Genomic DNA, 23,990 nt, shown 5'->3' on the forward strand with positions numbered 1-23,990 from the left:
ATTTTCCGGTGCACATCCGTTGACGGGACACGACAGGAGCACGCGACATGAACAGGGAAATCACGATCATTACCGATGCAGCGTCCTCGGCTGGTTTCACGACCGGGCCGATCATAGGCGACCAGGGTGCACGCAGCGGCGACGATATTGGTGGCGGTTTCGGTTCCATCCTGGGCTCGCCGCTCAAGGCGGTCAGCATCGGTGCTGATGCGCTGAAGGACCAGATGACCAACCTGCTCGAGGTCGTGCAACATGTCTTCGATCAGCCGCTAAGCAGGCTGGCATTGACGCTCGACGAGGTCGAGCTCTCGGTGGAGATCAGCTCGGAAGGCGAGGTCCGCGTCTTTGGCAGCGGCGGCAAGCTGGGCGGCAACGGTGCGATCAAATTGGTCTTCAAGAGACGAGAGCCGCCTGCCGCATAGCCGCGGCATGTCGTCCAGCGTTTGGGCCGTAGACTGAAACGAAGTTTGCGCCTGCCGCTAGGACTTGGCGGAGATGGCGCTTAACTCCTCGAGATCTAGGTCTCGCTCCAGTTCGCGCAACGTCTCGTCATCAATATCGCCGGCGCGGTGGAGCCGGATGAGTTCGCGACGCCCCGTGGCAACCGCTTCGAGAACCACATCGAAATGGGCCTGGAGCATAGGCGAGTATTGTTCCGTGCGCGCCGCATAATCGACGATCGCCACCGACCTGCGCTGATATCGTTCCAGCAATTGCGGATGAATGAGCTTCCCGTCACTGTCATAGGCGAGGCCCTTGACGGTCGCAAATTGCGCTTGGGCCATGGCAGCTTCGGCTTGGCTCATGGTGAGGCGCGCCTTTTCCGACTCCGGCTCGCTGAGCCTTGCCCAGGCGATCACATGCCCAAGCGTCGTCCCCTGAATAAGCACGGTTCCGACAATGACGGCGAATGAGGTCACCAGGATGAAATCCCTGCCAGGGAAGCCTTCGGGCACGCTCAGCGCCAGGGCCAGCGTGACGACGCCACGAACGCCGGCCCAGCTTATGACAGTGACGCCGCGGGCACCGAGCGGCGTGTATCGATCGAGCCCCAAGACATTGCAAAGTTTGATCACGAGGTCGGATCCGAACACCCAGCCGAAGCGCGCGAGGGTGAGTGCAATCAAGATCACCAGGATCGGCATTCCCATCGTTGCGGTCACTACGCCAAAGCCGCCACCGCGATCGACAACGCCCCGCAGCGACAATCCGATCAAGATGAAAACCGCGGCTTCCATAAGGAAGATGATCACGGTCCAGAACGACGTGCCGCGCATGCGTATCGAGGCCGAAAGCACTGTATGCTGATGCCAGCTCGCGATCAGTCCCGTGGTTACTGTTGCGATGACGCCCGAAACGTGGATTTGCTCGCCGAGCAGATAAGAGGTCCAAGCTAGCACCGTTGTCGCGGCGATCATCAGATATTCGTCGCGCAGCAGCCTCACAAACAGGACCCAGGTTGTTCCAACGACGATGCCGACGAGGGCACCGCCCGCCGCCAACAGCAAAAAGCTCCCCGCCGCATCGACTGTGCTGAAAGCACCGGTAACACCGGCCGCGACGGCGAGGCGGAAGAGCACCAGGCCGCTGGCATCATTGAGCAGGCTTTCGCCTTCGAGCAGGATTTGCAGGCGCCGGGGCAACTTTACTCGTTGCAGGACTGCGCGGGCGGAAATGGCGTCAGGCGGCGAAACGATCGCACCGAGTGCGACGCATGCCGCCCAAGGCAACGATGGAAACAGGAGATGGGTCACCACAGCCAAGACGGCGCATGTGAAGAACACCGCACCAATGGCGAGCGAGGCAATGCCGATCAGGTGACGGCGCAGTGGACGCAGAGGAATGAACCAGGCTCCGTCCATGAGCAGTGGCGGAAGAAAGATGACGAGCACCAGGCCGGGGTCGACGGCAATCGTGGGCAGACCCGGGAGGAAGGCGAGCAACCCGCCACCGGCAAGCAAGGCCACGGACGGCGGTAGCCCGAACCTGTGGGCGGCGTAATGCAGCGCGATGATCGCCACGAACATCCCGATAACGAGTTCGAACAAATGTGTGGGGTCCATGCGCCTGTGCCCTGATACAACTTTTGCTATGATGGCTCTATTACAAAGCGCGTTTCGTCGAAACGCAATCGCCCAAACGCCATGGCGCGTGAGTCTTTCTCGCAACACCCGCCGGGCAATTCGCAGCGCGAAGGGTTTCGGCTGGATTCCGGCGATTCAGTCGAGGTATTCCTCAGATCAAGAGGCGATTCGCAAAGGCAGGACAACGGCTGAAGGCGTCCGCCCGATCTCCTTAAAACAGGATAGTTATGAACGCGGACATGATAGCCGCATGGGCGGCGCAGAATGGATTCCATTCGCTCAATGCATCGAATTTTCGTCGGCAAGACGATGCACGCACGATTACGATCGAGATAAAGAAGATGTCCGTCGTGCTGATCGACGAGAGGCCAGGATCGCGCCCGCGCCTCGTCTCGCGACTGTTCAAGGATATGCGCTCTGCAATCGAGAGTGGCCGGTTCGAGGGACTCCTACCGGCCGGCTATCTGCCATAAGCCTCCGGAACGGAGTTTGAAGGAGGCAACACGGCGATCTGATGCCGTTGCTGCGCTTGCCCCGAAGCGTCGAAATTGACCGGGCGTTATCATTCTTTGTTATCGGTTTCCTCCTAAAATGGTCGCAATACGATCGTGGGGGAACAGATGATCGCTCGGCTTGTGTTTATTGCCATATTCTTTGCAGGTTCGTTTGGCCTGGCAACCGCGGGCGATCAGCTTCGCATCGCCACGGAAGGCGCATATCCGCCCTTCAACTTCAAGGACACGTCGGGGCATCTCGCCGGCTTCGATGTCGATATCGCCAAGGCTCTCTGCGAGCAGATGAAGACCGAATGTTCGCTCGTTGCCGTGCCGTGGACGGAGATCATTCAGGGTTTGGCGGATGACAAATACGACCTCATCGTTGCCAGCATGGCCTTTACCGAAGAGCGAGCTCAGAAAATGGAGTTTTCTGCGCCCTATTATCGCTCTCACTCGGTGTTGATAGGCGACGCGGAAAAATTCCAGGATAGTGCGCCGGCAGCACTCGCTGGCGTTCGCATTGCGGCAGCAACGGGAACCATTCAGGCGGAATATTTGCAGAAGGCCTATGGGGCCAGCAAGACGGTGCTGACGAAAGACCAGCCTGCCGCGCAACGCTTGCTTCTGGATAATCAGGCTGACCTTTTGATCGGCGATGCCATCGAGCTTCTGAGCTTCCTGCAGACGCCGGAAGGTGCGCGCTTTGGTTATGTTGGCGACCCGATATCCACCGACTTTCTTCAAAGCTCGGCGCACATCACTGCGAAAAAGGGCAATGGAGCGCTCATTCAGAAGGTGAACGACGCGCTGAAGCAGATCAAGCTCAATGGCGTCTATGATCGCATCAATGATGCCTATTTCCCCTTCAGTATCTATTGAGCCATCGGTATGGAGGAGATTAAGGGGTTGAGAAGGCGCCAGCTCTCGCTCAGCTTCGTCGGCCGATTTGTTCTGCTTGGTGTTGTCATCTATTCGTTGGTCGCCGGCGGGATTTCGCTCGTCCTGCTGAATAGAATCGAGACACAGGCCAACTTTACCCGTGATACGCAAATTCCGCTCATCATGACGCAGACGCGGAACGCGGTAAAAATCGAACGTCTATCCTCGCTCCTGCGCTCCATCTATCTCGCGAAAGACCGCAGATTGGAGCGGCAGATCCAACTGCAGATTCAGGCCCTGACGCAGGGCTTCTCGTTCGATCAAAATGCCCGGCTCATCGAAGGGTCACGGCAAGTCGCCGACGAAACCAAGACAATTGCAAAACTCCGTCAGGAGGCCCGCGATTTACGCGAGGGCCAGCCGTCGTCATCCGGCACGGAAGCGACGATGGATCCTGATGATGTCGATAAGCTGACGACGCAGGCCTACGATCGAGCCATGCACACCGTCGATACGATGGCTTCACAGCTAAGCGGCGATGCCGCTGTCGTCGCCGACGATCTCGCGCGCGAAATCCAGCGCAGCGCAGGTCATATGCAGATCGGATGGATTTTGATCCTGCTCGTTCCAAGCCTGTTTTCTGCTGCCTTGCTGGTCGCTGCGAGACATCATCTTACTGCGCCTATTGTCGCTGCGATCCATAATCTGGAGCGAATTGGAAAGCACGAGCAGGTCGTTTCTTTGAAGCGCGCTCCGCTCATCGCCGAACTGGCAATGATCGATGAGGCAATCGTTGCCTACGGACAGGTCTCAGATGACTTGCATCGCACCAACGCCATTCTGCATGGCCTGGCGGAACAGGATCCGTTGACGGGACTGGCAAACCGCCGGACCTTCGAGAACTATCTTACCTCGGCCTTGAGCCGGCGAGCCGGCACTCCCGATCTCGCGATTGTCATGATCGACGTCGACCACTTCAAATCCGTCAATGACACGTTCGGCCATCTGGTCGGTGACAAAGCTCTCGCAGCCGTCGCCAATGTGCTGACCAACTTGCCTTGGCACGCAGACAGCCTCGTCGCACGATATGGCGGTGAGGAGTTCGTTGTTGTCCTGGAAGACTGCTCGCAGCAGCAGGCGGTCGAACGTGCGGAAAGCCTGAGGCGTTCCATTCAGGAACTTTCGATCGAGACTCATGCCGGGACATCTCTACGGCTGACTGCCAGCTTCGGCCTCGCCGTGGCAAACCACGCTCGCAATGCGCCGGCGGAAATTGTCGCGGCGGCCGACGGTGCCCTCTACAGCGCAAAGAGAAACGGCCGCAACAACGTACAGGTCGCGTCGCGGCCCGGCGACATGTCAAAGGCTAGTTAAGTTTTGCGGCCTCCATGGCGGGGATCTTCGATCCCGTCGCGGATATCCCAAACACCAGGGCATACGCTATTGCCCCGCCAAAATGGCGCAATCCCCATTTCGAAAGCGTATGAGACAGTGGAATTAGTCACTGCCTGCTTCGACTATGGGCAGCTCGACGAAGTTGATGGGTTGGCCGCCTCGTCCTGCTTCAACGTTGTCGTGTTCTTTGATGTCGACATTCCGTTGCAGTCATTCGCCTTTCCGTTGTTGCTGGCGCCGCTGCCAATTGTGCCTTTAGTATTGTTGCCATTGGTGGTGTTGGCGCTCGAGCCATTGGTGCTGTTTGTGCCGTTGTCAGATCCGGAGCCTGAGGTTGTCGATGCCCCGGAACCGGTTCCGGAACCTGACGCGCTACCGGTATTGCCGGATTGCTGGGCCAATGCTGATGTTGCGAGGCCGACGGAAAGAGCTGACACTGCCAGGATTTTCAAGAACATGATCTTTCTCCTTGGATGTTCTCTGTTTCCGACCTCGAACAAATGCCGGTCCGGCATGTTCCAAAATTTTCCGGTCAGCGATCCCATGAAACAAGGCATCCTCCATCAGCGCATCGGAGGTTAGGCGGCATATGGAAACGTTACCACATTTCTTGACTCGCCATCTCGACCCGCATATGCTTCATATGGAAACGTTACCATACGGGGGAGGAACCGAATGAAATCCGCGCGGCTAAATCGCCTTTTTGGCGTGTCCGGAAATTGCTTTGACGTCGCCATTGATCACGGCATGTTCAATGAGCGAACGTTTCTCGCCGGCATCGAGGATATGAAGACGGCCATCAAAGTGATCGCGGCTGCCGCACCCGATGCCATTCAGCTTCCGCCGGGTACGGCGCCTCTGTTGCAGGCAATTCCCGGTAAGCAGCGGCCCGCATTGGTCCTGCGCACCGATATTGCCAATATCTATGGCAACCCGCTGCCTTCGGCGCTCTTTTCCGAAATGATCGACCGGGGCGTCGAACAGGCGATAGCTCTGGATGCCGCCTGCGTCGTCGTCAATCTCCTGATGCTGCCGGACCAGCCGGAAGTCTATCGCGCCTGCGTGCGCAACGTGAACAGCCTGAAACGCGAATGCGAGATCTACGGCATGCCGCTGATGGTCGAACCGCTGGTCATGCAGGACAATTCCAAGGGCGCCTACATGGTCGATGGCGCGATCGACAAGATCCTGCCGCTGGTGCGTCAGGCAGCCGACCTCGGCGCCGACATCATCAAGGCCGATCCATGCGACAATGTCGATGAATATCACCGAGTGGTTGAAATCGCCCAGGGGCTTCCCGTGCTGGTGCGCGGCGGTGGTCGCGTTTCTGATCAGGAAATCCTGACCCGCACAAAGCAGTTGATGGAGCAGGGAGCACGCGGCATCGTCTATGGCCGCAACGTCATCCAGCACAACAATCCCGGCGGTATGACGCGTGCCTTGATGGCGATCGTGCATGAGCAGGCTTCCGTCGAAGACGCCTCGCGGCATCTCGCCTGACGTATCCTTGGGAGGAGGAGACATGACCAAGATATTCCGCTTCGGCGTCATCGGCTGCGGTCTGATGGGGCGTGAGTTTGCGAGCGCCGCGGCGCGCTGGTTGCATTTGGCCGACATGAAGGCGCGGCCGGAAATCATCGCTGTCTGCGACACCAACACGGTGCTGCTCGACTGGTTCCGGGACAACGTGCCGACTGTCCGGCAATTCACTGCCGACTATCAAGAGCTTCTGGCCAACCCCGAGGTCGATGCGATCTATTGCGCTGTCCCGCATGTGCTGCACCGGCAGTTCCATATCGACGTCCTGAAAGCCGGAAAGCATCTTCTCGGCGAAAAACCGTTCGGCATGGATGCCGCACAGAACCGGGCAATCATGGCTGCGCTCGCCGAGCATCCCGATCTCCTCGTCCGCTGCTCGTCGGAAATGCCTTTCTTCCCTGGTGCACAGAAGGTCATCGCCCTCGCCAAAAGCGGCGAGATGGGGGATATCCTCGAAGTCGAAGCGGGCTTCCTGCATTCCTCGGATATCGACCGGCAGAAGCCGATCAACTGGAAGCGCATGGCGGATATCAACGGCCAATATGGCTGCATGGGCGATCTCGGCATGCATGTGCTACATGTGCCGCTGCGCCTTGGCTGGCGCCCGCAAACGCTGCATGCGCAACTGGTCAAAAAGGTCACCGAACGTCCTGACGGCAAGGGCGGCATGCTGCCCTGCACCACCTGGGACAATGCCACGATCAGCGCTCGCGTGCGCACCGGGGATCAGGATTTCCCGATGGTCCTGAAAACCTGGCGCATTGCGCCCGGCGAATCCAATACCTGGTACATTCGCATTCTCGGCATGAAGAAGAGCGCATTCTTCAGCACGAAGTCGCCGCGCCAATGGCAGTGGATGGACTATGATGGCGGCGCGCAGGCCTGGAGCACCGAGGATCTCGGATATGGTTCGCTGTTTCCGGCGATCACCGGCAAGATCTTCGAATTCGGCTTTGCCGATGCCATACAGCAGATGTGGGCGGCCTTCGTCGATGAGCTTGCCGGAGGAAATGCCAACGGTTTTGCCTGCGCCACGCCGGCGGAGGCGCAGGCGCATCACGCGGTGCTGACGGCCGCTCTGAAATCCGGCCGCGAGGATGCAGTCGTTTCGGTCGAATATGACGGAGCGACAGTCTGATGAAGCGCTCCGAAATCAACGCCGCGCTGCGGCGCGCAAGCGAGACCCTCGAACGCTGGCCTTGGTCCCTGCCGGAGTGGGGATATTGGACGGCGGCGGAGTTTGCCGCTCGTCCGCAGGCCGCAAGCTATCTGCGCGCCCATCAGCTCGGTTGGGATGTCACCGATTTCGGCTCCAACCGCTTCGCCGAATGCGGTCTCGTGCTGTTCTGCCTGCGCAACGGCATCGTCGGTGTCGAGGGCGAGCGCACCTATGCCGAAAAGCTGCTCTTCGTCGAGGAGGGTCAGGTGACGCCGACGCACCGTCATGCCGCGAAGATGGAAGACATCATCAACCGCGCCGGCGGCGATCTCGTGATCGAATTCGCCGCCGCCGATACCGACGGCCATGCGCTGAACGATGATGTGACGGTTCCGGTCGATGGATTGCCACACCGGCTTGCCGCATGGGAGCCGTTGGTTCTCGGGCCTGGCCAGAGCGTGACGATCCGCACCGGGCTTTATCATCGCTTTTACGGCAGGAAAGGGGGCGGGCCTGTCCTTGTCGGCGAAGTCAGCCAGGTCAACGACGACAATAGCGACAACTTCTTTCTGGAACCGATCGGCCGCTTTGCCGCGATCGAGGAGGACGAGCCACCGCTCAGACCCCTATGGAACGAGGGAGGCGGCTGATGCGAACCGGGGAGGAGGTTCACAGCCGCGACAGCCAAAAGCCGGGCGGTATCGTCTGCGCGGGAAACTTCATCGTCGATCGCGTCCACACCCTGTCCTATTGGCCGGAGCAGGGTAACCTCGCTTATATCCTGCACCAGGATTTGGGGGTTGGCGGCGGGGCGGCCAATGTCGTCACCGACCTCGCCTCACTCGGCTTTCCCGGAAAGCTGGCGGCGGCGGGATGCATCGGCGCCGATCCGGACGGAGAGATCGTCAAGGCACGCCTTTTGTCCGCAGGCATCAATATCGGCGGCTTGACGGCTCTTACCGATCGGGTGACGGCTCACACGCATGTCATGAACGTACCTGGCCAGAACCGCACTTTCTTCTACCATGGCGGTGCCAATGATGCGGTCACGGATGCGCTCGTCTCGCCCCAGACCTTCGCCAGAGCCGGTTACCGGCTCTTCTATCTTGGCTATCTGATGCTGTTGCCCGGGCTCGACCAGATCGGCCCGGATGGTCGGTCGGGGGCATCGCGCCTACTGGAAGCCGCGCAGCGCGCGGGGCTCGCGACCTGCGTGGATTTCGTTTCGAGCGAAGACCCGGAATTCGCCGCCAAGGTGGGTGTCGCTCTGCCCTTTTGCGATTTCCTGATCATCAACGAGATAGAGGCGGGCAGGGCAACGAGCGTTACCGTTCGCGACGCGGAGGGGAATCTGATCGAGGCCGGGCTTCTGGACGCGGGCGAACGCCTGCTTGCGGCGGGCGTCACCAAAGGCGCAATCATCCATGCGCCGGAAATCTGTTTCTGGTTTGCGCCCGCCGCTTCACCGATCGTCACGCGTTCGCGGCCTGTCGAGCCGCCTGATATCGTCAGCACCGTCGGCGCCGGAGATGCCTTCTGCGCTGCCGTGCTCTACGGCTTGCATGAGGATTGGCCTGTTGAGGATATCTGCGCCGCCGCCCATGGCGCGGCTGCACATTGCCTTGCGGGCGCGACCGCCACAGATGGCATTCCCAACATGACGGTCCTGTTGGAGGACATGGAGGAGTTGACGCGATGAACTCTGAGCAGACATCTCGGCTTTCCGGAAAGGTGGCATTGGTTACGGGAGGCGCGAGTGGTATCGGCAAGGCTGTGTGTGAACGCTTCGCGGCGGAAGGCGCGAAGGTCATCGTCGCGGATCTCGACGGCGAACGATGTGCAGGCGTCGCGCAGGCGATCGGGCCTGATGCCTGGGGCGTGGCGCTCGACGTGACCAGCCAGGAGAGCATCGACGCTGCCGTCCGCTTCTCGATAGAGACCGCCGGGCAGATCGACATCCTGGTGAACGCCGCAGGCATTTACGACGTCCAATCCATTCTGGAGATATCGCGCGAGCGCACGGCCAGGGTCTTCCAGGTCAATATCGAAGGCGTAATTTTCATGACGCAGGCGGTTGCCCGGCACATGGTGGAAAGAGGTGAGGGCGGACGCATCATCAATTTCTCGTCCCAGGCCGGCCGCCGCGGCGAGGGGCCGGCCGTCGCTTATTGCGCCTCCAAAGCCGCCGTCATCAGCATCACCCAAAGCTGTGCTCTGGAATTGATCCGTTATGGCATCAACGTGAACGCCATCGCTCCCGGCGTGGTCGATACGCCAATGTGGGACGTCGTCGATGCGAAACTTGGGAGCCGCGAAGGTTTGCAGCCTGGCGAGGTGAAACGTCGCGTGGCCGCCGCCGTTCCGGCCGGGCGATTTGGTAGGCCCGAGGAGCAGGCTGCCATGGCTGCCTTTCTGGCCGGGCCGGATGCGGCATACATCGTGGCACAGTGCTACAATGTCGATGGCGGCAACGTCATGGGCTAATCGTTTAGGCGGAACCTTCCCAGGCCTGCGATATGAAAGCATCAGCGAGGAGGAGAGGAATGAAAGCTGTCCGCTTGGAGTCGATCGCGTCCATGACCATGCGCAGTGTCGAGAAGCCGGCTGCGCGGCCGGGCGAATTGCTTGTCCGTGTCCTTGCCGCCGGCATCTGCGGCTCCGATCGCCACATGTATAAAGGCGAGTATCCGACGGCGATTCCGGTCACGATGGGCCATGAATTCTGCGGCATCGTGGAAGTGGTCGGCGAGCAGGTCACAGGCTTTACCGGCGGCGAGCTGGTGACCGTAGACCCCAATATCGCCTGTGGTCGCTGCCATGCTTGTGCGCGCGGGCGGGTGAATTTGTGCGAGGGTTTGACCGCGATCGGCGTGACCCGGGATGGCGGTTTTGCCGAATATGTGGCGTTGCCGTACCGCCAGGCATTCACGCTGCCTGCCGATCTCGATCCCGTGCATGGCGCTTTCTGCGAGCCGCTTGCCTGCTGTCTTCATGCCATCGACAAGGCGGAGATCCGTCCGGGCGAGAGCGTCGCAATCCTCGGAGGGGGGGTGATCGGTCTGCTCATGGTGCAATTGGCCCGCCTTGCTGGTGCAAGCCAGGTGATTTTGATCACGCGGCAGCTCTCGAGACGCCAAACTGCGCTGCGCCTGGGTGCGACGCATGCCTTCGACCCGACGGCTTCGGACGCGGTCGCGGCTGTTCGAGACGTCACCCATGGTGGCGCGGATGTCGTCATCGAGTGCGCAGGCGTTCCCGAGACCTTGCAGACCGGCCTGCAAATGACACGGCGCGGCGGCAACTTCGTGCTTTTCGGAGTAACGCCCAGAGGTGTCGAGGTGCCTGTCCTGCCGTTCGATCTACTCGTCAACGAAGTCGACATAAGACCGGCCTATCTCAATCCGTTCACCCATTCGCGGGCTGCGGCATTGGTTGCGCGTGGGGCATTGGAGCTGGATATGTTGGTGACCAAGACCATAGGTCTCGAAGAGGTCGCGGAGGTCGTGGGGAGCGCGCCATTGCCAGGCGAGATCAAGGTCATCGTCCGCCCCTAGCGAATGGTCACGCCACGGGCTCAGTACGCCTCAGCCGCGGACGGATCCGGTCGAATCCCGCTGGATCAGGGTAACCGGTACTTTCACGACGGCGCCCGGTCGCAGTTCGTGCCCCGCTTGGTGTTCCGCGATCAGCGTTTCCAGCCGCTGTGCCGCCCGCTGCCCGACATCGCGGATCGGCTGCGCGACCGTCGTTAGCCGGGGAAAGACATAGGCGGCCTCGGGCAGGTCATCGAAACCGATCACCGAATAATCGCCCGGAACGGAAAAACCGCGATCCTGAACCGCATGGATTGCCGCAATCGCCGAAATATCGGTCGTGCCGATGATCGCCGTGATCTCCGGGAGCGCCGCCAACAGATCCCGTGCCAACGGGTAGGTTGCCGCGAAGCTGTGCTCCTCGGCCATTGTCACGACGGCCGGCGTGATCCCGTGTTTCGCCATTTCCGCCGAAATACCCCGGAGGCGAAGCTGAACGGGCTGGCTATGGGCCGGCGCGCCGACGATGGCAATCGACCGGTGGCCGAGGCCGATCAGGTGACGCGCCATCAGGTGTCCACCTTCCTCGTGATCGGCCATGACCGCGTCGTCGGCAATGCCGCTCAGTTCACGGTCGATCGCGACGATCGGGATATGGGCATCCCGCAGGACCTCGAAGTGCTCGATGCTGCCAAAGGCACTGGCCACGATGACGCCATCGGCGCGCTGGGCAAGCAACATAGACATGTAGCGCGCCTCGTGGTCCATGTTCTCCGCCGTGCTGCAGATCAACGTCTGATAGCCGCGCTGGAACAACTCCTGTTCAATCGTATGGGCCAGAATCCCGAAGAACGGCACGTCGATCGATGGCAGCATCAGCCCGATCATCCGGCTTGGCGCACCGCGCAGCATGCGCGCCCCTTTGCTCGGCGTATAGTTCAGCGCGCGAATGGCCGCTTCCACACGGTCCCTGAGTTCGGGCGAGGCATAACCACTATTGTTAAGCACGCGTGATACCGACGAGACCGATGTTCCGGCGAGTTTGGCGATATGTCTGATGCTGGTCGTCACGTGCTCGTATTTCTTTCCCGGGTCTTCGAACAGTCATGAGACGAGTTGCCGAAATTCACCCACGTCGTCATTGACTTAATCACAGCAGGAGACTGCATCAAGCGCAAGACGAGCCAATCAAAGACCTTTCTGCCGCCGACCCGGTTATATTCTCGAGCTATTCGGACTTGTCATCCGGAGTCCATTTGAAGTGGTCGCCTTCTGCCGCGACATATCCCACGCCAGGGAACGGAAAGTGGGGCGCGAAAATCCTCTCATGGCTCTTTGCGAGCGTGTTCAGCGTTTTCACACGGTTCTGCTCGGCTTCCGGCTTATCGCCGTCGAACGATAGCGCCCAATCCGGCTTGGCAAGCGAAATGATGGAGCTGTGAACAGTGTCGCCGACATCGAACAGCGTCTCTTTTCCCGAGGTGATCTGGTAGCCGACATGGCCGGGAGTGTGACCGCTCATGGCAACCGATGTGATCCCGGGAACAACCTGACCGCCAGGCGTGAATGTCTTGACACGGTCCTTGATGACCTTGACGACATCAGCCAGCTTTTCATTTGCCTTGGCATAGGACCACTCCGTTTCCGACATGCGGATCGTGGCATTTGGAAAAGCGAGCTTTCCATTCGAAACCAGTCCGCCAACGTGATCCGGATGAGAATGGGTGATCAGGATTTCATCGACCGCATCCGCGTGGTAGCCGGCTTTTGCCAGGCTGTCCTGCAGCGCGCCGCCGACACCGGTGTCGATCAGGACGAGGTGCCGGTCCGATTTGACCAGCAGGGCGTCGACGCTAAGGGTGACCGTATCGGTCGGCGCGCCCGCCGCCTTCAGCAAATCCGCGACCTCGGCTGGGCTATGGTCAAGACCAAATATCTTGCCGTCATTAGGCTGGACAAACTGCGCGTCGTGCAGGGCGGCAATGTCGAGCTTGCCCAGTTTGAAGGCCTTCGCATCCGGCTGTTGCGGCGGCATCTGTGCGAAAGCAAGTCCTTGGTTCGCGAGCGTCAAAATTGCTACCGCAAGCAATTTTGCTGGAATCTTATGACCCGTCATGCCAGTTCCCTCTTGAGCGAGAATGCCAGCGCATCCTACGCGAATCTCCGCAGTTCGGACATGGCATAAATCAGTGTCCGGCAAGATCGGAAAGCGGGACCCAGCATTCGCCTCCTATCCCCGCGTAAGGTTATCCTCTTGACGTAGAGGCGCTGGTCTTTTCACTGCGCGTTGCCGCTCCAGATATCACTGATAGTTCGCTCGGATTGTCTTGGTCCGCGATGCGAGCCCGTACCCTTGATCAAGGAGACGTTCCATGACCGCGCCGCACCCGTCAAAAACCCGTGTCGGAAACCAGATCCTGCATCCGGAAACCCAGATGCTCAACTACGGCTATGATCCCGAACTTTCCGAGGGGGCCGTGAAGCCGCCTGTCTTCCTAACATCGACCTTTGTCTTCAAATCCGCCGAGGACGGCCGCGACTTCTTTGACTACGTCTCAGGTCGGAAGGTGCCACCGGAGGGAAGAGGCGCGGGCCTCGTCTACTCGCGTTTCAATCATCCGAATAGCGAGATCGTCGAGGATCGTCTCGCGGTTTATGAAGGCACGGAGAGCGGCGCAGTATTCTCTTCCGGCATGTCGGCCATCTCCACCGCCCTGCTTGCATTCGTCCGCCCCGGTGACGCCATTCTCCATTCGCAGCCGCTCTATGGCGGCACGGAAACTTTGCTCGCCAAGACATTCCTCAATCTCGGCGTCTCAGCGGTGGGCTTCGCTGACGGCGTCGAGGAAGCTTCCGTCCGGGCCGCGGCGGAGGAAGCAATGGCGAAGGGACGCGTCTCCGTCATTCTCATCGAGACGCCCGCCAACCCGACCAACACTCTCGTCGACATCGCGATGATCCGACGCATAACGGATGCGATCGGTGAGAAGCAGGGGCATCGGCCGATCTTCGTGTGCGACAACACGCTTCTTGGCCCGGTCTTCCAGCGGCCCATCGACCACGGTGCGGACATCTCGCTTTACTCGCTGACGAAATATATCGGCGGCCATTCCGACCTGATCGCGGGCGCCGTGCTCGGTAAAAAAGCGATCGTTGCTCAGGTAAAGGCGCTCAGAGGCTCGATCGGCACCCAGCTCGATCCTCATTCTTGCTGGATGCTGGGGCGGTCTCTGGAGACGCTGCAGATCCGCATGGAACGTGCAAACAGCAATGCAATGGCTGTGGCGGACTTCCTGCACAATCATGAGAAGGTCGAACAGATTCACTACTTGTCCTACGCCGATGCGAATTCAGCGACAGGCCGTACATTCGAAGCCCAGTGCACCGGTGCCGGCTCGACGTTCTCCTTCGATATCAAGGGCGGCCAACCTGCTTCGTTCAGGTTTTTGAACGCATTGCAGGTCTTCAAACTCGCCGTCAGCCTCGGCGGGACGGAATCGCTCGCCTCCCATCCCGCGACGATGACGCATTCGGGCGTGCCGGCCGAGGTGCGCCAGCGCATCGGAGTGCTGGAATCGACCATCCGTCTTTCGATCGGCATCGAGCATCCTGACGATCTCATCGCCGATCTGGGTCAGGCGCTCGACGAAGCGTAACGCGAAGATGCGCGCGTGGGTCGACACGGAAGCTTGACAAACAGGTCGTGATCAAGTCGGCTGATTTGAAGCAATCAAGCCGATGCCGTTTCCATTAAGGACTGGGCCGGTCGATGAACCGACCCAGCGAAGCTGCCCTTAATAGTAGCGCCAACCGCCGTGATACCGCTCACGATTCACCCAGTAACGGCGGCCATCCCAATAGCCTCGTCCATGATAATAAACGCCGACCCTTGGCCCCCCTGGCGGCACGACAACGACCGTGCCGCCGGTGGCGACGTTCGGACGGCAATGGCCGTAGGGACCGCGGTGATATCCGGCACCGCATCCTTGTGCTGCGTTGGCTGTGGAAGCGATTGCGATTAATGCCCCTACGGATGTGAGGGCTATGATAAGCAGCTTTTTCATCATGTCTTCCTCTGACCATCCGAATGCACCCTGCATCCGGAATACACACCCTAACGCTCAAACCGGCCATTTTTATCGCGCGCGCCAAAAATATTTTGGAATGCCGCTGCGGCCGGGTTGCTGCTGGCCAGGCGCTGACGCTCTGACAAAAATCTCATCCGCTGATGCCGCAGCCGCGTCGTGCCGCTTCGATCGCCGCGACATCGATCTTCTTCATGGTCATCATCGCATCGAAGGCACGCTTTGCTTGATCACCGCCGGCTGCGACGGCTTCCATCAATACGCGCGGTGTGATCTGCCACGACACGCCCCATTTGTCTTTGCACCAGCCACAGGCGCTTTCCTGGCCGCCGTTGCCGACAATGGCGTTCCAGTAGCGGTCGGTTTCTTCCTGATTGTCCGTTGAGATCTGAAATGAGAAGGCTTCGTTGTGTGTGATCCCGGAACCGCCATTCAGACCGATGCAAGGGATACCCGCAACGGTGAATTCAACAACCAGGACGTCCCCCTGCTGGCCCGCCGGATAGTTTCCGGGTGCACGAATGATGGCACCGACCGCGCTGTCGGGAAAAGTCTCGGCATAAAAGCGGGCGGCGGCTTCAGCGTCTTTGTCGTACCATACGCAGATCGTGTTCTTTGCCATTGCGTGGTCCTTTCGCTGTTCGTTTCCCATTCCCTGGTGAAGTAAGGGGCAAACCGTCTTTCTCCAGCCCTTACAGCCATTTTTCGCGTCTAAATGGTCGAGCTATCCGGCTCTGCCAAAGTAGCGGCGGCGTCAGCCCGTCAGTTGGGTCAGAAGCAATCCCGGCAAAGGCTAGCTGATTTCGTCCGGAATAAAGCCGCCGGTCTGGCGTTTCCATAGCCGGGTAAAGAGCCCACCCTGTTCGACCAGTTTATCCGGCCTGCCTTCTTCCACGATGCCCCCTTGATCGAGCACGACAATTCGGTCCATCCGGGCAATCGTCGACAGGCGGTGTGCGATGGCAATCACCGTCTTTCCGTCCATCACCAGGTTGAGCTTTTCCTGGATGGCGGCCTCGGATTCGCTGTCAAGGGCGGAGGTCGCCTCGTCTAGCACTAGGATAGGTGCGTCCTTCAACAGAACACGCGCGATGGCGACACGCTGGCGCTGGCCGCCGGAAAGCTTGATACCGCGGTCGCCGACGAAGGCATCGTAGCCCTCGCGGCCGTCGCCATCGGCAAGTTCGGCAATAAAGACATCGGCATTTGCCATCGTCGCTACCCGTTCGATCTCGTCCTGCGTCGCCTCCGGCCGGCCGTAACGGATATTGTCGCCGACCGAACGATGCAGCAGCGCGACGTCCTGCGCGATGACCCCGATATTGCGGCGAAGGCTTGCCTGCGTGACCGTGCGGATGTCCTGCCCGTCGATCAAGATCGCGCCGTCCCCTATGTCGTAGAAGCGCAATAGTAGGCTGACCAGGGTGGTCTTGCCGGCTCCTGAAAGGCCGACCAGGCCAACCTTTTCGCCGGGCCGAACCGTCAGCGACAGCTCGTTGATCACCTGCCTGCCGGACTTGTAGGCGAAGCGAACATCTTCGAAACGGATTTCTCCGCGGCTAACCTGCAGGTCGGTCGCGTCTGGCCGGTCGATTATGCTGGGCGGCGTCGTCATCACCGGCATGGCGTCCTTGATTGTGCCTATCGCCTGGAAGATCTGCTGGCCCATCTGCAAAAAGGTGAAGGTTTGCCCGGACAGCCGTTGGAGGATGTAGACCGCGGCGACAAACTGCCCGACTGTCAGAAAGCCATTGACGAGGCCCGAAAACCCGATCGAAATCATCCCCAGCCAGAGCGCCATATTGAGCACCACGACTGTTAGTTCGGCCGTTCGGTAGATGCGCTGTTCCTTGTGTTGCGTCCCGACGGCCTTTTGAATGATGCGGCGAATGGCGCCCGCTTCGCTGTCTTCGGCCGCGAACTGTTTGATCATCTGCATGTTGCTGTAGAGATCGGTAATGGCGCCGGAGACGAGGCTGCGCCGCTTGGCGGAGCGACGCGAGCGTTCCACGAAAGTCGGCACCAATCTGACGGAAAGCGCAACATTGAGCATGATCCATACGAGGACGGGCAATGCGAGTTGCCAGGACAGGGCACTCAGCAGGATCATCGAGCCGACCATCTGAAAAAGGGAGCGCGGCACCCATTGGAAGGCGGTAATGATCTGCTGCTGGACCGCGGAGGCCACCTGCGACAGGCGCGAGGCGACTTGTCCAGCAAAAAGATCATGAAAAAAGGCGAGATCCTGCCGCTCCACCGCCTTGTGACCCTGCCATTGGATTGCAGCAGGCATGGCGATTGTGAGCGTATGCGAGGTGAGCGTGTTCAAAAGGAACGAGGCAACGGGCATGCCTGGAAAGATGAGTAGACCGAGGACGACAAGCAGTGGCCATTCGCCATGCAGGAACGCGACGGCACCCTTTTGCGTTACGCCATCCACGATGACCGAAAGCCCCCAGACGATCGTCAGATTGATGGCCTCAACCGCGACGGAGGAAAGCGCCAATGCGATCAGAACGCCGCGGAACATCGAGATGAAGTGCAAAAGCACGGCCACAGGGCCGCTTGAAGGCAGTGGCTGGTAGGGGATATCGAGCGGCCGGATGAGCTTTTCGAAGGGACTGTAGATCGCATCTGAAATCGACATGGGCCGCTCGGTCAAAAATCGGGAGGAAGGCGAGGGCAGTCAGCTACGCGGGCCGCATAGGACCATCTTCAGTCTGCAATCTCAATTGGAAGTTTTGATGGGTGTAAGTAACGGGTGTCGCGAGTCTGGGTCTAAGGTCGGCGACAAGATCGAAAGGCAGGCAGCCAGACGAGGTCGCAACTAAAGCCTCGGTAATGCGCTTTCGTGCACTCTGATCCGCCCCGGCTCAGGTCCTGCATATACATTCTGGGACCGCGAACGGTCTCTACACGCGACCCGTTCGGTATCGGTCGACGAGATTTCGACATGCACGGATCGTTAGTGCCATGACGGTGAGCGTCGTGCCGGCGATGCCGCTGCCGGGGAAGGCGCTGGCGTCCGTGACGATGACATTGGGTGCGTCCCAGAGTTGGTTGTAGGGGTTGAGCACCGAATTCTGTCGGTCATTTCCCATGCGGGCGCCGCCCGTTTCGTGGATCGCCGCGCCCATGCACATCGTTTTGCGGAACCATTTTCGGAACATGAAGCGGCTGAATGGATCGGCATCGGGGAAGGCGCCGCGTCCCATTTCCCTAAGACCGGTGGGGGATCCGATGAACTCGAGATCGCCGTCGACGCTGTGCACCATGTCGATGAGCACCTCTTCCTGCTGGCCGAGAAGCGCATGCTCTTCTTCGCCCATGACACAGCGGATATGGGGAACGGGGATGTCCCAGGCATCCTTGCGCCGGGCATTGAGCGTGATGCGATTGTCGGCGTAGGGCAACATTCGGCCGAAACCGAAGAATGCTAACCGCGCTGAGCCGTCGTGCGGCGTCGGTGCGCGGCCGATGCTGCCCTGATAATCGAAATCGCCGCGGCCGGCATCGTCGGGTCCAAAACGCGGCACAAAGATGCCACCGGATGGATTGTAGAATGGGTCCGTTGGAGCCGAGTCGTCGGCCGCCCAGCCCTTTGCCTTCGAAAAGGAGCCAAAGGCCAGGCACGGCAGCTGGTCCATGAAATAACGCCCGAGCGCACCAGAGCTGTTGCCCAATCCTTCTGGATGCCTGGCGGATGCCGAATTCAAAAGCAGCCGCACGCTTTCGATCGGCGAGGCAGAGAGCACCAGGAGACCAGCATGCGCGGTCTCGACCTTGCCGGTGATGCGATCGACGAACTCGGCGCCGGTTGCCCGGGTACCTTGCTCATCCGTCGCAATGCGGCGGACGATGGCATCGTGGCGAATGGTCAGCCGTCCGGTCGCGAGCGCCTCGCGCAACGGCTTCGGCGTACGCTCTGCGTCCGGCGCGATATAGCGCCAAGACACAACGTGCCGGTGCGGCCAGCGACCTTCCACTTCGCTCTTGAAGATTTGTTCGGCCGGCGTGAGTTTTGCCGGACGCGCATAGACGCCGTCCGGCAGTGTCTCGACGCCGTCAGGATTGCCATAGAGCCCAAGGCTGGATTCAACCTCCTCGTAATAGGGCACGAGATCGTCATAGCTGACCGGCCAGTCCACACCTTTGCCTGTGCGCGACTGGATCTTGAAGTCGTCATCCGTCCAGCGCAGCAGCACGCGACCGAAGCTGTGCAGGCGACCACCGCCCTGCCGGCCACGAATCCACAGGAACGGCGCATCCCTCGGGGTTGTGTAGGGGTTTTTCCGGTCGTTGACGAAGAAATGGCTGAAACGCTCGGTGAAGAAGGCGGCGCGCGCCTGGATGGGCTGGCCCTTTATCGTGGCGCGTGCGCGCTCCCATATGTTGATGCTGCTGGCCGGCAGCTTCTTGCGAGCCGGATCGAAATCCTTCCGGCTCACTGCGGGACCAGCTTCGAGCAAAAGCACTGAGAGCCCCTGAGCGGTCAATTCCTTGGCGGCGAAGGAGCCGGCAGCGCCCGAACCGATCACCAACGCGTCGTAGACAGTCTGAGACATGGGTAGCTTCCGTATGGGGTGAAAGTGGCTTTAGAGGCGGGCGCCGTCAGCGTCGAAGAGGGAGGCTTTGGCGACATCGAGCCCTGGCTTGATCGCCGTGCCCGGCTGGAGTGCGGCGTCCCCCATGATGCGGTAGGAAAGACTTTGTCCCGCCCAGTCGAACCACAACACGGTGTCTGCTCCCATTGGCTCGACGACCGAGACGATGCCGGGAATGGAAGGCCAATCGCTCGCGGCGCCGTCCGGCGCGATGTGTTCCGGCCGGATGCCGAGCGTAGCAGGACCTGGCGCGACGGGTGCCAGAAAAGGATAGTCGGTCAGGTCGATGGTCAGGTCGTTGCTTTCAAAGACCGGGGCCTGCGCCTTGATTGCGATCTCGCCCTTGATGAAGTTCATCGCCGGCGCCCCGATGAAACCGGCGACGAAAAGGTTGGCGGGGCGATGGTAGATTTCGGAGGGGCTGGCAAGCTGCTGGATTACGCCGTCCTTCATGATGGCAATGCGGTCGGCAAGGGTCAGCGCTTCGACCTGATCGTGGGTCACGTAGATCATCGTGTTGCCGAGGCTCTGATGCAGCTTTTTGATCTCGACGCGCAATTCGTTGCGTAGCTTGGCATCGAGATTGGAAAGCGGCTCGTCGAACAGGAAGACGTTGACCTCGCGCACCAGCGCGCGGCCGATTGCGACACGCTGGCGCTGACCGCCAGACAATTCAGAAGGCCGGCGGTCGAGCAGTGTGTCGAGATGGAGAAGCGAAGCGGTTCGGGCAATGCGCGCCTCGATCTCGGCCTTTGGAAGCCCCGCAACGCGCAGGCCGAAGGATAGATTCTTGCGCACCGACATGCGTGGATAAAGCGCATAGGATTGGAAGACCATGCCGATGCCGCGATCCTTCGGCTCGGCCCAGGTGACGTTCTTGTCGGATATCCAGATCTCGCCGTCGCTGATATCCTGAAGACCCGCGATCGTATTGAGCAGGGTCGACTTTCCGCAGCCGGATGGTCCGAGCAGCACTAGGAATTCGCGTGGTGCGATATCGATCGACATCTTCTCGATGACGGTGTGATCGCCATAGGCAATCTTGAGGTCCTTTACGGATACGGCAGGCTGCATTGCGTTATCCTTTGACGGCGCCGGCGGCGACACCACGCAGGAACCAGCGGCCGGAGAAGAAATAGATAGTGAGTGGAACAATGGCGGTCAGGATGGTGGCGGCCATGTTCACATTGTAGGCGCGCTCGCCCATGGTGGTATTGACGATGTTGTTGAGTTGCACCGTCATTGGCAGATTGTCCCGTCCGGCAAAGACCAGGCCGATCAGGAAGTCGTTCCAAATGCCGGTGAACTGGAAGATGGAAGCGACGACGACCATCGGTACCGACATGGGCAGCATGATCTCGACGAAGATCCGCCAGAAGCCGGCGCCATCGACGCGGGCGGCCTTGCAGAGTTCTTCGGGTATGGCGACGAAATAATTGCGGAACAGCAGCGTCACCAGCGGCAGGCCGAAGATCACGTGAACGAGGACCACGCCGGCCACCGAATTATAGAGGCTCATATTAGCGAGCAGCCGCACCAGCGGATAAAGGAAGATCTGATAGGGGATGAGGCCGCCGGCCATCAGCAGTCCGAAGAGCAGGCCCGAGCCTCTCGGCCGCCAGAAGGAGAGGGCATAACCGTTGATCGCGCCGATGAAGACGGAAATCGCCACAGCCGGCACGGTTATCTTGACCGAATTCCAGAACCCGATGCGCACGCCAAGGCATTGTGTTCCCATGCAGGCTCCCGACCATGCGGTCTTCCATGCATCGAAATCGATGGCTGCCGGCAGGGCGAAGATGTGGCCCTCCCGGATCTCTGCCATCGACTTCAGTGAGGTGACGAGCATCGTATAGAGCGGCAACAGGAAAAACAGCGCCGACAGGATCAGGAAGGCGTAGAGACCGATCTGGCCGACGCTGAGCCTGGACGGCTTGGGGCCGCGAGGATGGGGGCGGGTTGTCATCAATGCGCTCCCCTTCTTCTGGCGCGCATGGCGAGCGCATAGCGGAACGGGGCGACGGCCATGACGACGGAAAGCACCAACACGGTGGCGCCGGCGCTGGCAAGCCCGAGGTTCTGGCGTTCGAACAGGTTGTCCATGATGAATTTTGCCGGCACTTCGGTCGAATAGCCTGGCCCGCCGCCTGTCTGCGCGACGATGAGGTCGTAGGTCTTGATCACGCCCATGGAAAGCAGCATGCCCGATGCGGCAAGCGCCGGCCCGAGCTGCGGCAGGATGATCGAAAGATAGATGCGCCAGATCGGAATGCCGTCGATCTGCGCGGCTTTCCATTGCTCCTCGCCGATGCCGCGCATGCCGGAAAGCGCGATGACCATGACAAGTCCGGCCCCCTGCCAGACGCCGGCGAAGACGACGGTATAAATCGCCATGTCACGATTGACGATCCAGTCGAACGCGAAGCCTTGCCAGCCGAGCGCTCTGACGGAGGCCTGAATGCCGAGGGTAGGGTTCAGCATCCATTGCCAGATAAGGCCCGTGACCACGAAGGACATGGCATAGGGATAGAGGAATATGGTACGGAATACGCTTTCGAAACGGACCTTGCGGTCAAGGGCGGCCGCCAGCACGAAGCCGAGGACGAGGCAGCCTGCGACATAGAGAACGCCGAAGATCAGCACATTTTCCAATGATGCGAGCCAGCGTGAATTCTTAAACAGCCTGGCGTATTGGGCAAAGCCGACATAGTTGGACGACGGGAAGATCGTCGAATCCGTGAAAGACAGCCGGACCGACCAGACCATGGTGCCGATATAGACGAAGATTGCGGCGATCCATGTCGGCAGGAGTGCAAAGGTCGCAGCAAGGGAACGTCTGCGCTTGGCTTGCATCGGCAAACTCTCTCAAAAGGAATGGGCTGAGCCGACCGGCGGGATCCCCGGCGGTCGGCGCATGACGAGGCCCTATTCGAAGATCGCGAAAAACTTCGCGGCGCCAGAGGCGCTGTCTTCGGAAGGGTTGGTCCAGAACTCGTCGACGAAGTCGTTGAGTGCGCCGGCCTGCTGCGGAGAGAGGATCAGCGCCTGATCCGGGACGATCTTACCGGCGCTCATCAGCTCCAGTCCCTTCTGGGCACAAACATCGAGCTTCGACTTGTCGACGTCGCTGCGCATCGGCACGGAGCCCTTCTTAAGCGAGAATTCGACCTGCACGGCCGGATCCATGGCGACTTGGGCCAGTAGCGTCTGTCCTTGCTGTGAAGCCGCATCGGCGATCTTCGGGAAGGAGAAGGAATCGGCGACATAAACCATACCCGGCGATTGCGGAGCGAGCATGCAGCCATAGTCCTTGCCGAGCACCTTGCCAGCGGCAACGAATTCGCCCTTGGCCCAATCGCCCATGAATTGCACGCCGGCCTTTCCGGTGATGACCATGGCGGTGGCGTCATTCCAGTTCCGGCCTGCTGCACCTTCATCGACGTAGCTACGCAGCTTGCCGAGAATATCGAGCGTCTTCTTCACGCCTTCCGTCGATGCGTCGCCCTTGTCCTTGTCGACGTAGATCTTCAGGAAACCGTCAATGCCGACCTGTGTCAGCAGGATCATGTTGAAGACCTTGGATTCCTGCCAGGATTGACCGCCCCAGGCAACTGGAAGCACACCGGCGGCCTTAAGCTTGTCGAGAGCCGCGAAGAATTCGTCCCAGCTCTTGGGCTCTTCGTTCACGCCGGCCTTGGCGAAGGTCTCTTTGGAATAGAACACCCAGCTTTCGCCATGGGCGCCGGTGGGGGCAAGATAGACCTGACCATTGTATGAGATGAGGTCGGCGATCGATTTCGGCAGGACATCAGCCCATTTTCCGGCTTTCGCGATGCCATCGATCGGGGTCAAAAGGCCCTGATTGACGAAGTCCGCATTGGCGAGGCCAAGCACGGTTTGCTTGGCGGCCGGCGGATCGCCCGCGACCAAGCGATTCTGAAAAGCTGCGTCGGCGGCGCCGAAACCAGCGATGGACGAATCCTTCCAGACCCCGCCGCGCTTTTCAAATTCCTGCTTGATGACGTCCAGAGCCGCCGCTTCTCCGCCGGAGGTCCAGGAGGTCATCACCTCGGCTTTTGGATTGTCTTCGGCACGGGCCGAGGAAATGGCTGCTGAGAGCACGGTGGCTCCCACCAGTAAGAGCTTCATTGTGTTTTTCATCGTTCCACCTCTTCAAGAAAGCCCTCTTGCCGGGGCTTTTGGTTTTCGGGTCAT

The 23,990-nt window shown here is 60.0% G+C and carries 23 protein-coding genes; 12 read left to right on the plus strand and 11 right to left on the minus strand.

Annotated features, from left to right (window positions below):
* Window positions 1-47: 47 nt before the first annotated feature.
* Window positions 48-422, plus strand: coding sequence for a Pepco domain-containing protein (locus tag GGD50_RS16700; RefSeq protein WP_210318876.1), 375 nt, complete (start codon window positions 48-50; stop codon window positions 420-422).
* Window positions 423-479: 57 nt separating this feature from the next.
* Here the strand turns inward: GGD50_RS16700 and GGD50_RS16705 are convergent, their stop codons facing one another.
* Complete coding sequence (locus GGD50_RS16705) at window positions 480-2,063, minus strand: Na+/H+ antiporter (RefSeq protein ID WP_183938467.1); 1,584 nt, start codon at window positions 2,061-2,063, stop codon at window positions 480-482.
* Window positions 2,064-2,311: 248 nt separating this feature from the next.
* Here GGD50_RS16705 and GGD50_RS16710 point away from each other — a divergent pair, with 248 nt between their 5' ends.
* From GGD50_RS16710 to GGD50_RS16755, 10 genes are all read left to right on the plus strand, one after another.
* Entirely contained in the window at window positions 2,312-2,557 is a 246-nt protein-coding gene (locus GGD50_RS16710; protein ID WP_183938468.1) for a hypothetical protein, read from the plus strand.
* A gap of 147 nt (window positions 2,558-2,704) precedes the next feature.
* Window positions 2,705-3,460, plus strand: a complete 756-nt coding sequence (locus GGD50_RS16715) for a transporter substrate-binding domain-containing protein (RefSeq protein WP_183938469.1) — start codon at window positions 2,705-2,707, stop codon at window positions 3,458-3,460.
* Between the two features lie 27 nt (window positions 3,461-3,487).
* Window positions 3,488-4,834, plus strand: coding sequence for a GGDEF domain-containing protein (locus tag GGD50_RS16720; protein WP_183938470.1), 1,347 nt, complete (start codon window positions 3,488-3,490; stop codon window positions 4,832-4,834).
* 117 nt (window positions 4,835-4,951) lie between these two features.
* Window positions 4,952-5,437 (plus strand): hypothetical protein, encoded by a 486-nt coding sequence (locus tag GGD50_RS16725; protein ID WP_183938471.1) that lies wholly within the window; start codon window positions 4,952-4,954, stop codon window positions 5,435-5,437.
* A gap of 93 nt (window positions 5,438-5,530) precedes the next feature.
* Entirely contained in the window at window positions 5,531-6,355 is an 825-nt protein-coding gene (locus GGD50_RS16730) for a class I fructose-bisphosphate aldolase (RefSeq protein WP_183938472.1), read from the plus strand.
* 22 nt (window positions 6,356-6,377) lie between these two features.
* Window positions 6,378-7,532 carry a Gfo/Idh/MocA family protein gene (locus GGD50_RS16735; protein WP_183938473.1) on the plus strand — a complete coding sequence of 385 codons (1,155 nt, stop codon included), beginning with the start codon at window positions 6,378-6,380 and terminating at the stop codon, window positions 7,530-7,532.
* Window positions 7,532-8,203, plus strand: a complete 672-nt coding sequence (locus GGD50_RS16740) for a D-lyxose/D-mannose family sugar isomerase (RefSeq protein ID WP_183938474.1) — start codon at window positions 7,532-7,534, stop codon at window positions 8,201-8,203. The genes GGD50_RS16735 and GGD50_RS16740 overlap by 1 nt, the downstream gene beginning before the upstream one ends.
* A complete protein-coding gene (locus GGD50_RS16745; protein ID WP_183938475.1) occupies window positions 8,203-9,252 on the plus strand; it encodes a carbohydrate kinase family protein in 1,050 nt (349 codons plus the stop codon). The genes GGD50_RS16740 and GGD50_RS16745 overlap by 1 nt, the downstream gene beginning before the upstream one ends.
* On the plus strand, window positions 9,249-10,037 hold the full coding sequence (locus tag GGD50_RS16750) for an L-iditol 2-dehydrogenase (protein WP_183938476.1): 789 nt from the start codon (window positions 9,249-9,251) through the stop codon (window positions 10,035-10,037). Before GGD50_RS16745 ends, GGD50_RS16750 begins: the two co-directional genes overlap by 4 nt.
* A gap of 59 nt (window positions 10,038-10,096) precedes the next feature.
* Window positions 10,097-11,107: a zinc-dependent alcohol dehydrogenase family protein gene (locus tag GGD50_RS16755; protein ID WP_183938477.1), complete on the plus strand. Its 1,011-nt coding sequence runs from the start codon at window positions 10,097-10,099 to the stop codon at window positions 11,105-11,107.
* 30 nt (window positions 11,108-11,137) lie between these two features.
* Here GGD50_RS16755 and GGD50_RS16760 read toward each other — a convergent pair whose 3' ends face one another.
* Both GGD50_RS16760 and GGD50_RS16765 read right to left on the minus strand, forming a co-directional pair.
* On the minus strand, window positions 11,138-12,157 hold the full coding sequence (locus tag GGD50_RS16760) for a substrate-binding domain-containing protein (RefSeq protein WP_183938478.1): 1,020 nt from the start codon (window positions 12,155-12,157) through the stop codon (window positions 11,138-11,140).
* 157 nt (window positions 12,158-12,314) lie between these two features.
* Entirely contained in the window at window positions 12,315-13,202 is an 888-nt protein-coding gene (locus GGD50_RS16765) for an MBL fold metallo-hydrolase (protein ID WP_183938479.1), read from the minus strand.
* Between the two features lie 256 nt (window positions 13,203-13,458).
* Here GGD50_RS16765 and GGD50_RS16770 point away from each other — a divergent pair, with 256 nt between their 5' ends.
* Window positions 13,459-14,742, plus strand: coding sequence for a cystathionine gamma-synthase family protein (locus tag GGD50_RS16770; RefSeq protein ID WP_183938480.1), 1,284 nt, complete (start codon window positions 13,459-13,461; stop codon window positions 14,740-14,742).
* Window positions 14,743-14,880: 138 nt separating this feature from the next.
* On the opposite strand, the gene GGD50_RS16775 is transcribed toward GGD50_RS16770, so the two are convergent.
* From GGD50_RS16775 to GGD50_RS16810, 8 genes are all read right to left on the minus strand, one after another.
* On the minus strand, window positions 14,881-15,150 hold the full coding sequence (locus GGD50_RS16775; RefSeq protein ID WP_183938481.1) for a GCG_CRPN prefix-to-repeats domain-containing protein: 270 nt from the start codon (window positions 15,148-15,150) through the stop codon (window positions 14,881-14,883).
* A 154-nt stretch (window positions 15,151-15,304) separates the two neighbouring features.
* Window positions 15,305-15,793, minus strand: coding sequence for a VOC family protein (locus tag GGD50_RS16780; protein ID WP_183938482.1), 489 nt, complete (start codon window positions 15,791-15,793; stop codon window positions 15,305-15,307).
* Window positions 15,794-15,964: 171 nt separating this feature from the next.
* A complete protein-coding gene (locus GGD50_RS16785) occupies window positions 15,965-17,818 on the minus strand; it encodes an ABC transporter ATP-binding protein (protein WP_183938483.1) in 1,854 nt (617 codons plus the stop codon).
* A 265-nt stretch (window positions 17,819-18,083) separates the two neighbouring features.
* Window positions 18,084-19,736 (minus strand): GMC oxidoreductase, encoded by a 1,653-nt coding sequence (locus GGD50_RS16790; RefSeq protein WP_183938484.1) that lies wholly within the window; start codon window positions 19,734-19,736, stop codon window positions 18,084-18,086.
* Between the two features lie 30 nt (window positions 19,737-19,766).
* A complete protein-coding gene (locus GGD50_RS16795; RefSeq protein ID WP_183938485.1) occupies window positions 19,767-20,849 on the minus strand; it encodes an ABC transporter ATP-binding protein in 1,083 nt (360 codons plus the stop codon).
* Between the two features lie 4 nt (window positions 20,850-20,853).
* The gene (locus GGD50_RS16800) at window positions 20,854-21,741 is read right to left on the minus strand and encodes a carbohydrate ABC transporter permease (protein WP_183938486.1); all 888 of its coding nucleotides are present in this window, start codon (window positions 21,739-21,741) and stop codon (window positions 20,854-20,856) included.
* Window positions 21,741-22,628, minus strand: a complete 888-nt coding sequence (locus GGD50_RS16805) for a carbohydrate ABC transporter permease (RefSeq protein WP_183938487.1) — start codon at window positions 22,626-22,628, stop codon at window positions 21,741-21,743. The genes GGD50_RS16800 and GGD50_RS16805 overlap by 1 nt, the downstream gene beginning before the upstream one ends.
* 72 nt (window positions 22,629-22,700) lie before the next feature.
* Window positions 22,701-23,936 carry an ABC transporter substrate-binding protein gene (locus tag GGD50_RS16810; RefSeq protein WP_183938488.1) on the minus strand — a complete coding sequence of 412 codons (1,236 nt, stop codon included), beginning with the start codon at window positions 23,934-23,936 and terminating at the stop codon, window positions 22,701-22,703.
* Window positions 23,937-23,990 lie beyond the last annotated feature (54 nt).

Origin of the sequence: Martinezella paranaensis (assembly GCF_014200235.1) — a bacterium.
Taxonomy (GTDB): domain Bacteria; phylum Pseudomonadota; class Alphaproteobacteria; order Rhizobiales; family Rhizobiaceae; genus Rhizobium; species Rhizobium paranaense.

Bases quoted from the DNA above. Each gene is read 5' to 3' on its own strand.
- GGD50_RS16700 (WP_210318876.1), top strand. From the start codon at position 48: ATGAACAGGGAAATCACGATCATTACCGATGCAGCGTCCTCGGCTGGT.
- GGD50_RS16705 (WP_183938467.1), bottom strand. From the start codon at position 2,063: ATGGACCCCACACATTTGTTCGAACTCGTTATCGGGATGTTCGTGGCG.
- GGD50_RS16710 (WP_183938468.1), top strand. From the start codon at position 2,312: ATGAACGCGGACATGATAGCCGCATGGGCGGCGCAGAATGGATTCCAT.
- GGD50_RS16715 (WP_183938469.1), top strand. From the start codon at position 2,705: ATGATCGCTCGGCTTGTGTTTATTGCCATATTCTTTGCAGGTTCGTTT.
- GGD50_RS16730 (WP_183938472.1), top strand. From the start codon at position 5,531: ATGAAATCCGCGCGGCTAAATCGCCTTTTTGGCGTGTCCGGAAATTGC.
- GGD50_RS16735 (WP_183938473.1), top strand. From the start codon at position 6,378: ATGACCAAGATATTCCGCTTCGGCGTCATCGGCTGCGGTCTGATGGGG.
- GGD50_RS16740 (WP_183938474.1), top strand. From the start codon at position 7,532: ATGAAGCGCTCCGAAATCAACGCCGCGCTGCGGCGCGCAAGCGAGACC.
- GGD50_RS16745 (WP_183938475.1), top strand. From the start codon at position 8,203: ATGCGAACCGGGGAGGAGGTTCACAGCCGCGACAGCCAAAAGCCGGGC.
- GGD50_RS16750 (WP_183938476.1), top strand. From the start codon at position 9,249: ATGAACTCTGAGCAGACATCTCGGCTTTCCGGAAAGGTGGCATTGGTT.
- GGD50_RS16755 (WP_183938477.1), top strand. From the start codon at position 10,097: ATGAAAGCTGTCCGCTTGGAGTCGATCGCGTCCATGACCATGCGCAGT.
- GGD50_RS16765 (WP_183938479.1), bottom strand. From the start codon at position 13,202: ATGACGGGTCATAAGATTCCAGCAAAATTGCTTGCGGTAGCAATTTTG.
- GGD50_RS16770 (WP_183938480.1), top strand. From the start codon at position 13,459: ATGACCGCGCCGCACCCGTCAAAAACCCGTGTCGGAAACCAGATCCTG.
- GGD50_RS16775 (WP_183938481.1), bottom strand. From the start codon at position 15,150: ATGAAAAAGCTGCTTATCATAGCCCTCACATCCGTAGGGGCATTAATC.
- GGD50_RS16780 (WP_183938482.1), bottom strand. From the start codon at position 15,793: ATGGCAAAGAACACGATCTGCGTATGGTACGACAAAGACGCTGAAGCC.
- GGD50_RS16785 (WP_183938483.1), bottom strand. From the start codon at position 17,818: ATGTCGATTTCAGATGCGATCTACAGTCCCTTCGAAAAGCTCATCCGG.
- GGD50_RS16790 (WP_183938484.1), bottom strand. From the start codon at position 19,736: ATGTCTCAGACTGTCTACGACGCGTTGGTGATCGGTTCGGGCGCTGCC.
- GGD50_RS16795 (WP_183938485.1), bottom strand. From the start codon at position 20,849: ATGCAGCCTGCCGTATCCGTAAAGGACCTCAAGATTGCCTATGGCGAT.
- GGD50_RS16800 (WP_183938486.1), bottom strand. From the start codon at position 21,741: ATGACAACCCGCCCCCATCCTCGCGGCCCCAAGCCGTCCAGGCTCAGC.
- GGD50_RS16805 (WP_183938487.1), bottom strand. From the start codon at position 22,628: ATGCAAGCCAAGCGCAGACGTTCCCTTGCTGCGACCTTTGCACTCCTG.
- GGD50_RS16810 (WP_183938488.1), bottom strand. From the start codon at position 23,936: ATGAAAAACACAATGAAGCTCTTACTGGTGGGAGCCACCGTGCTCTCA.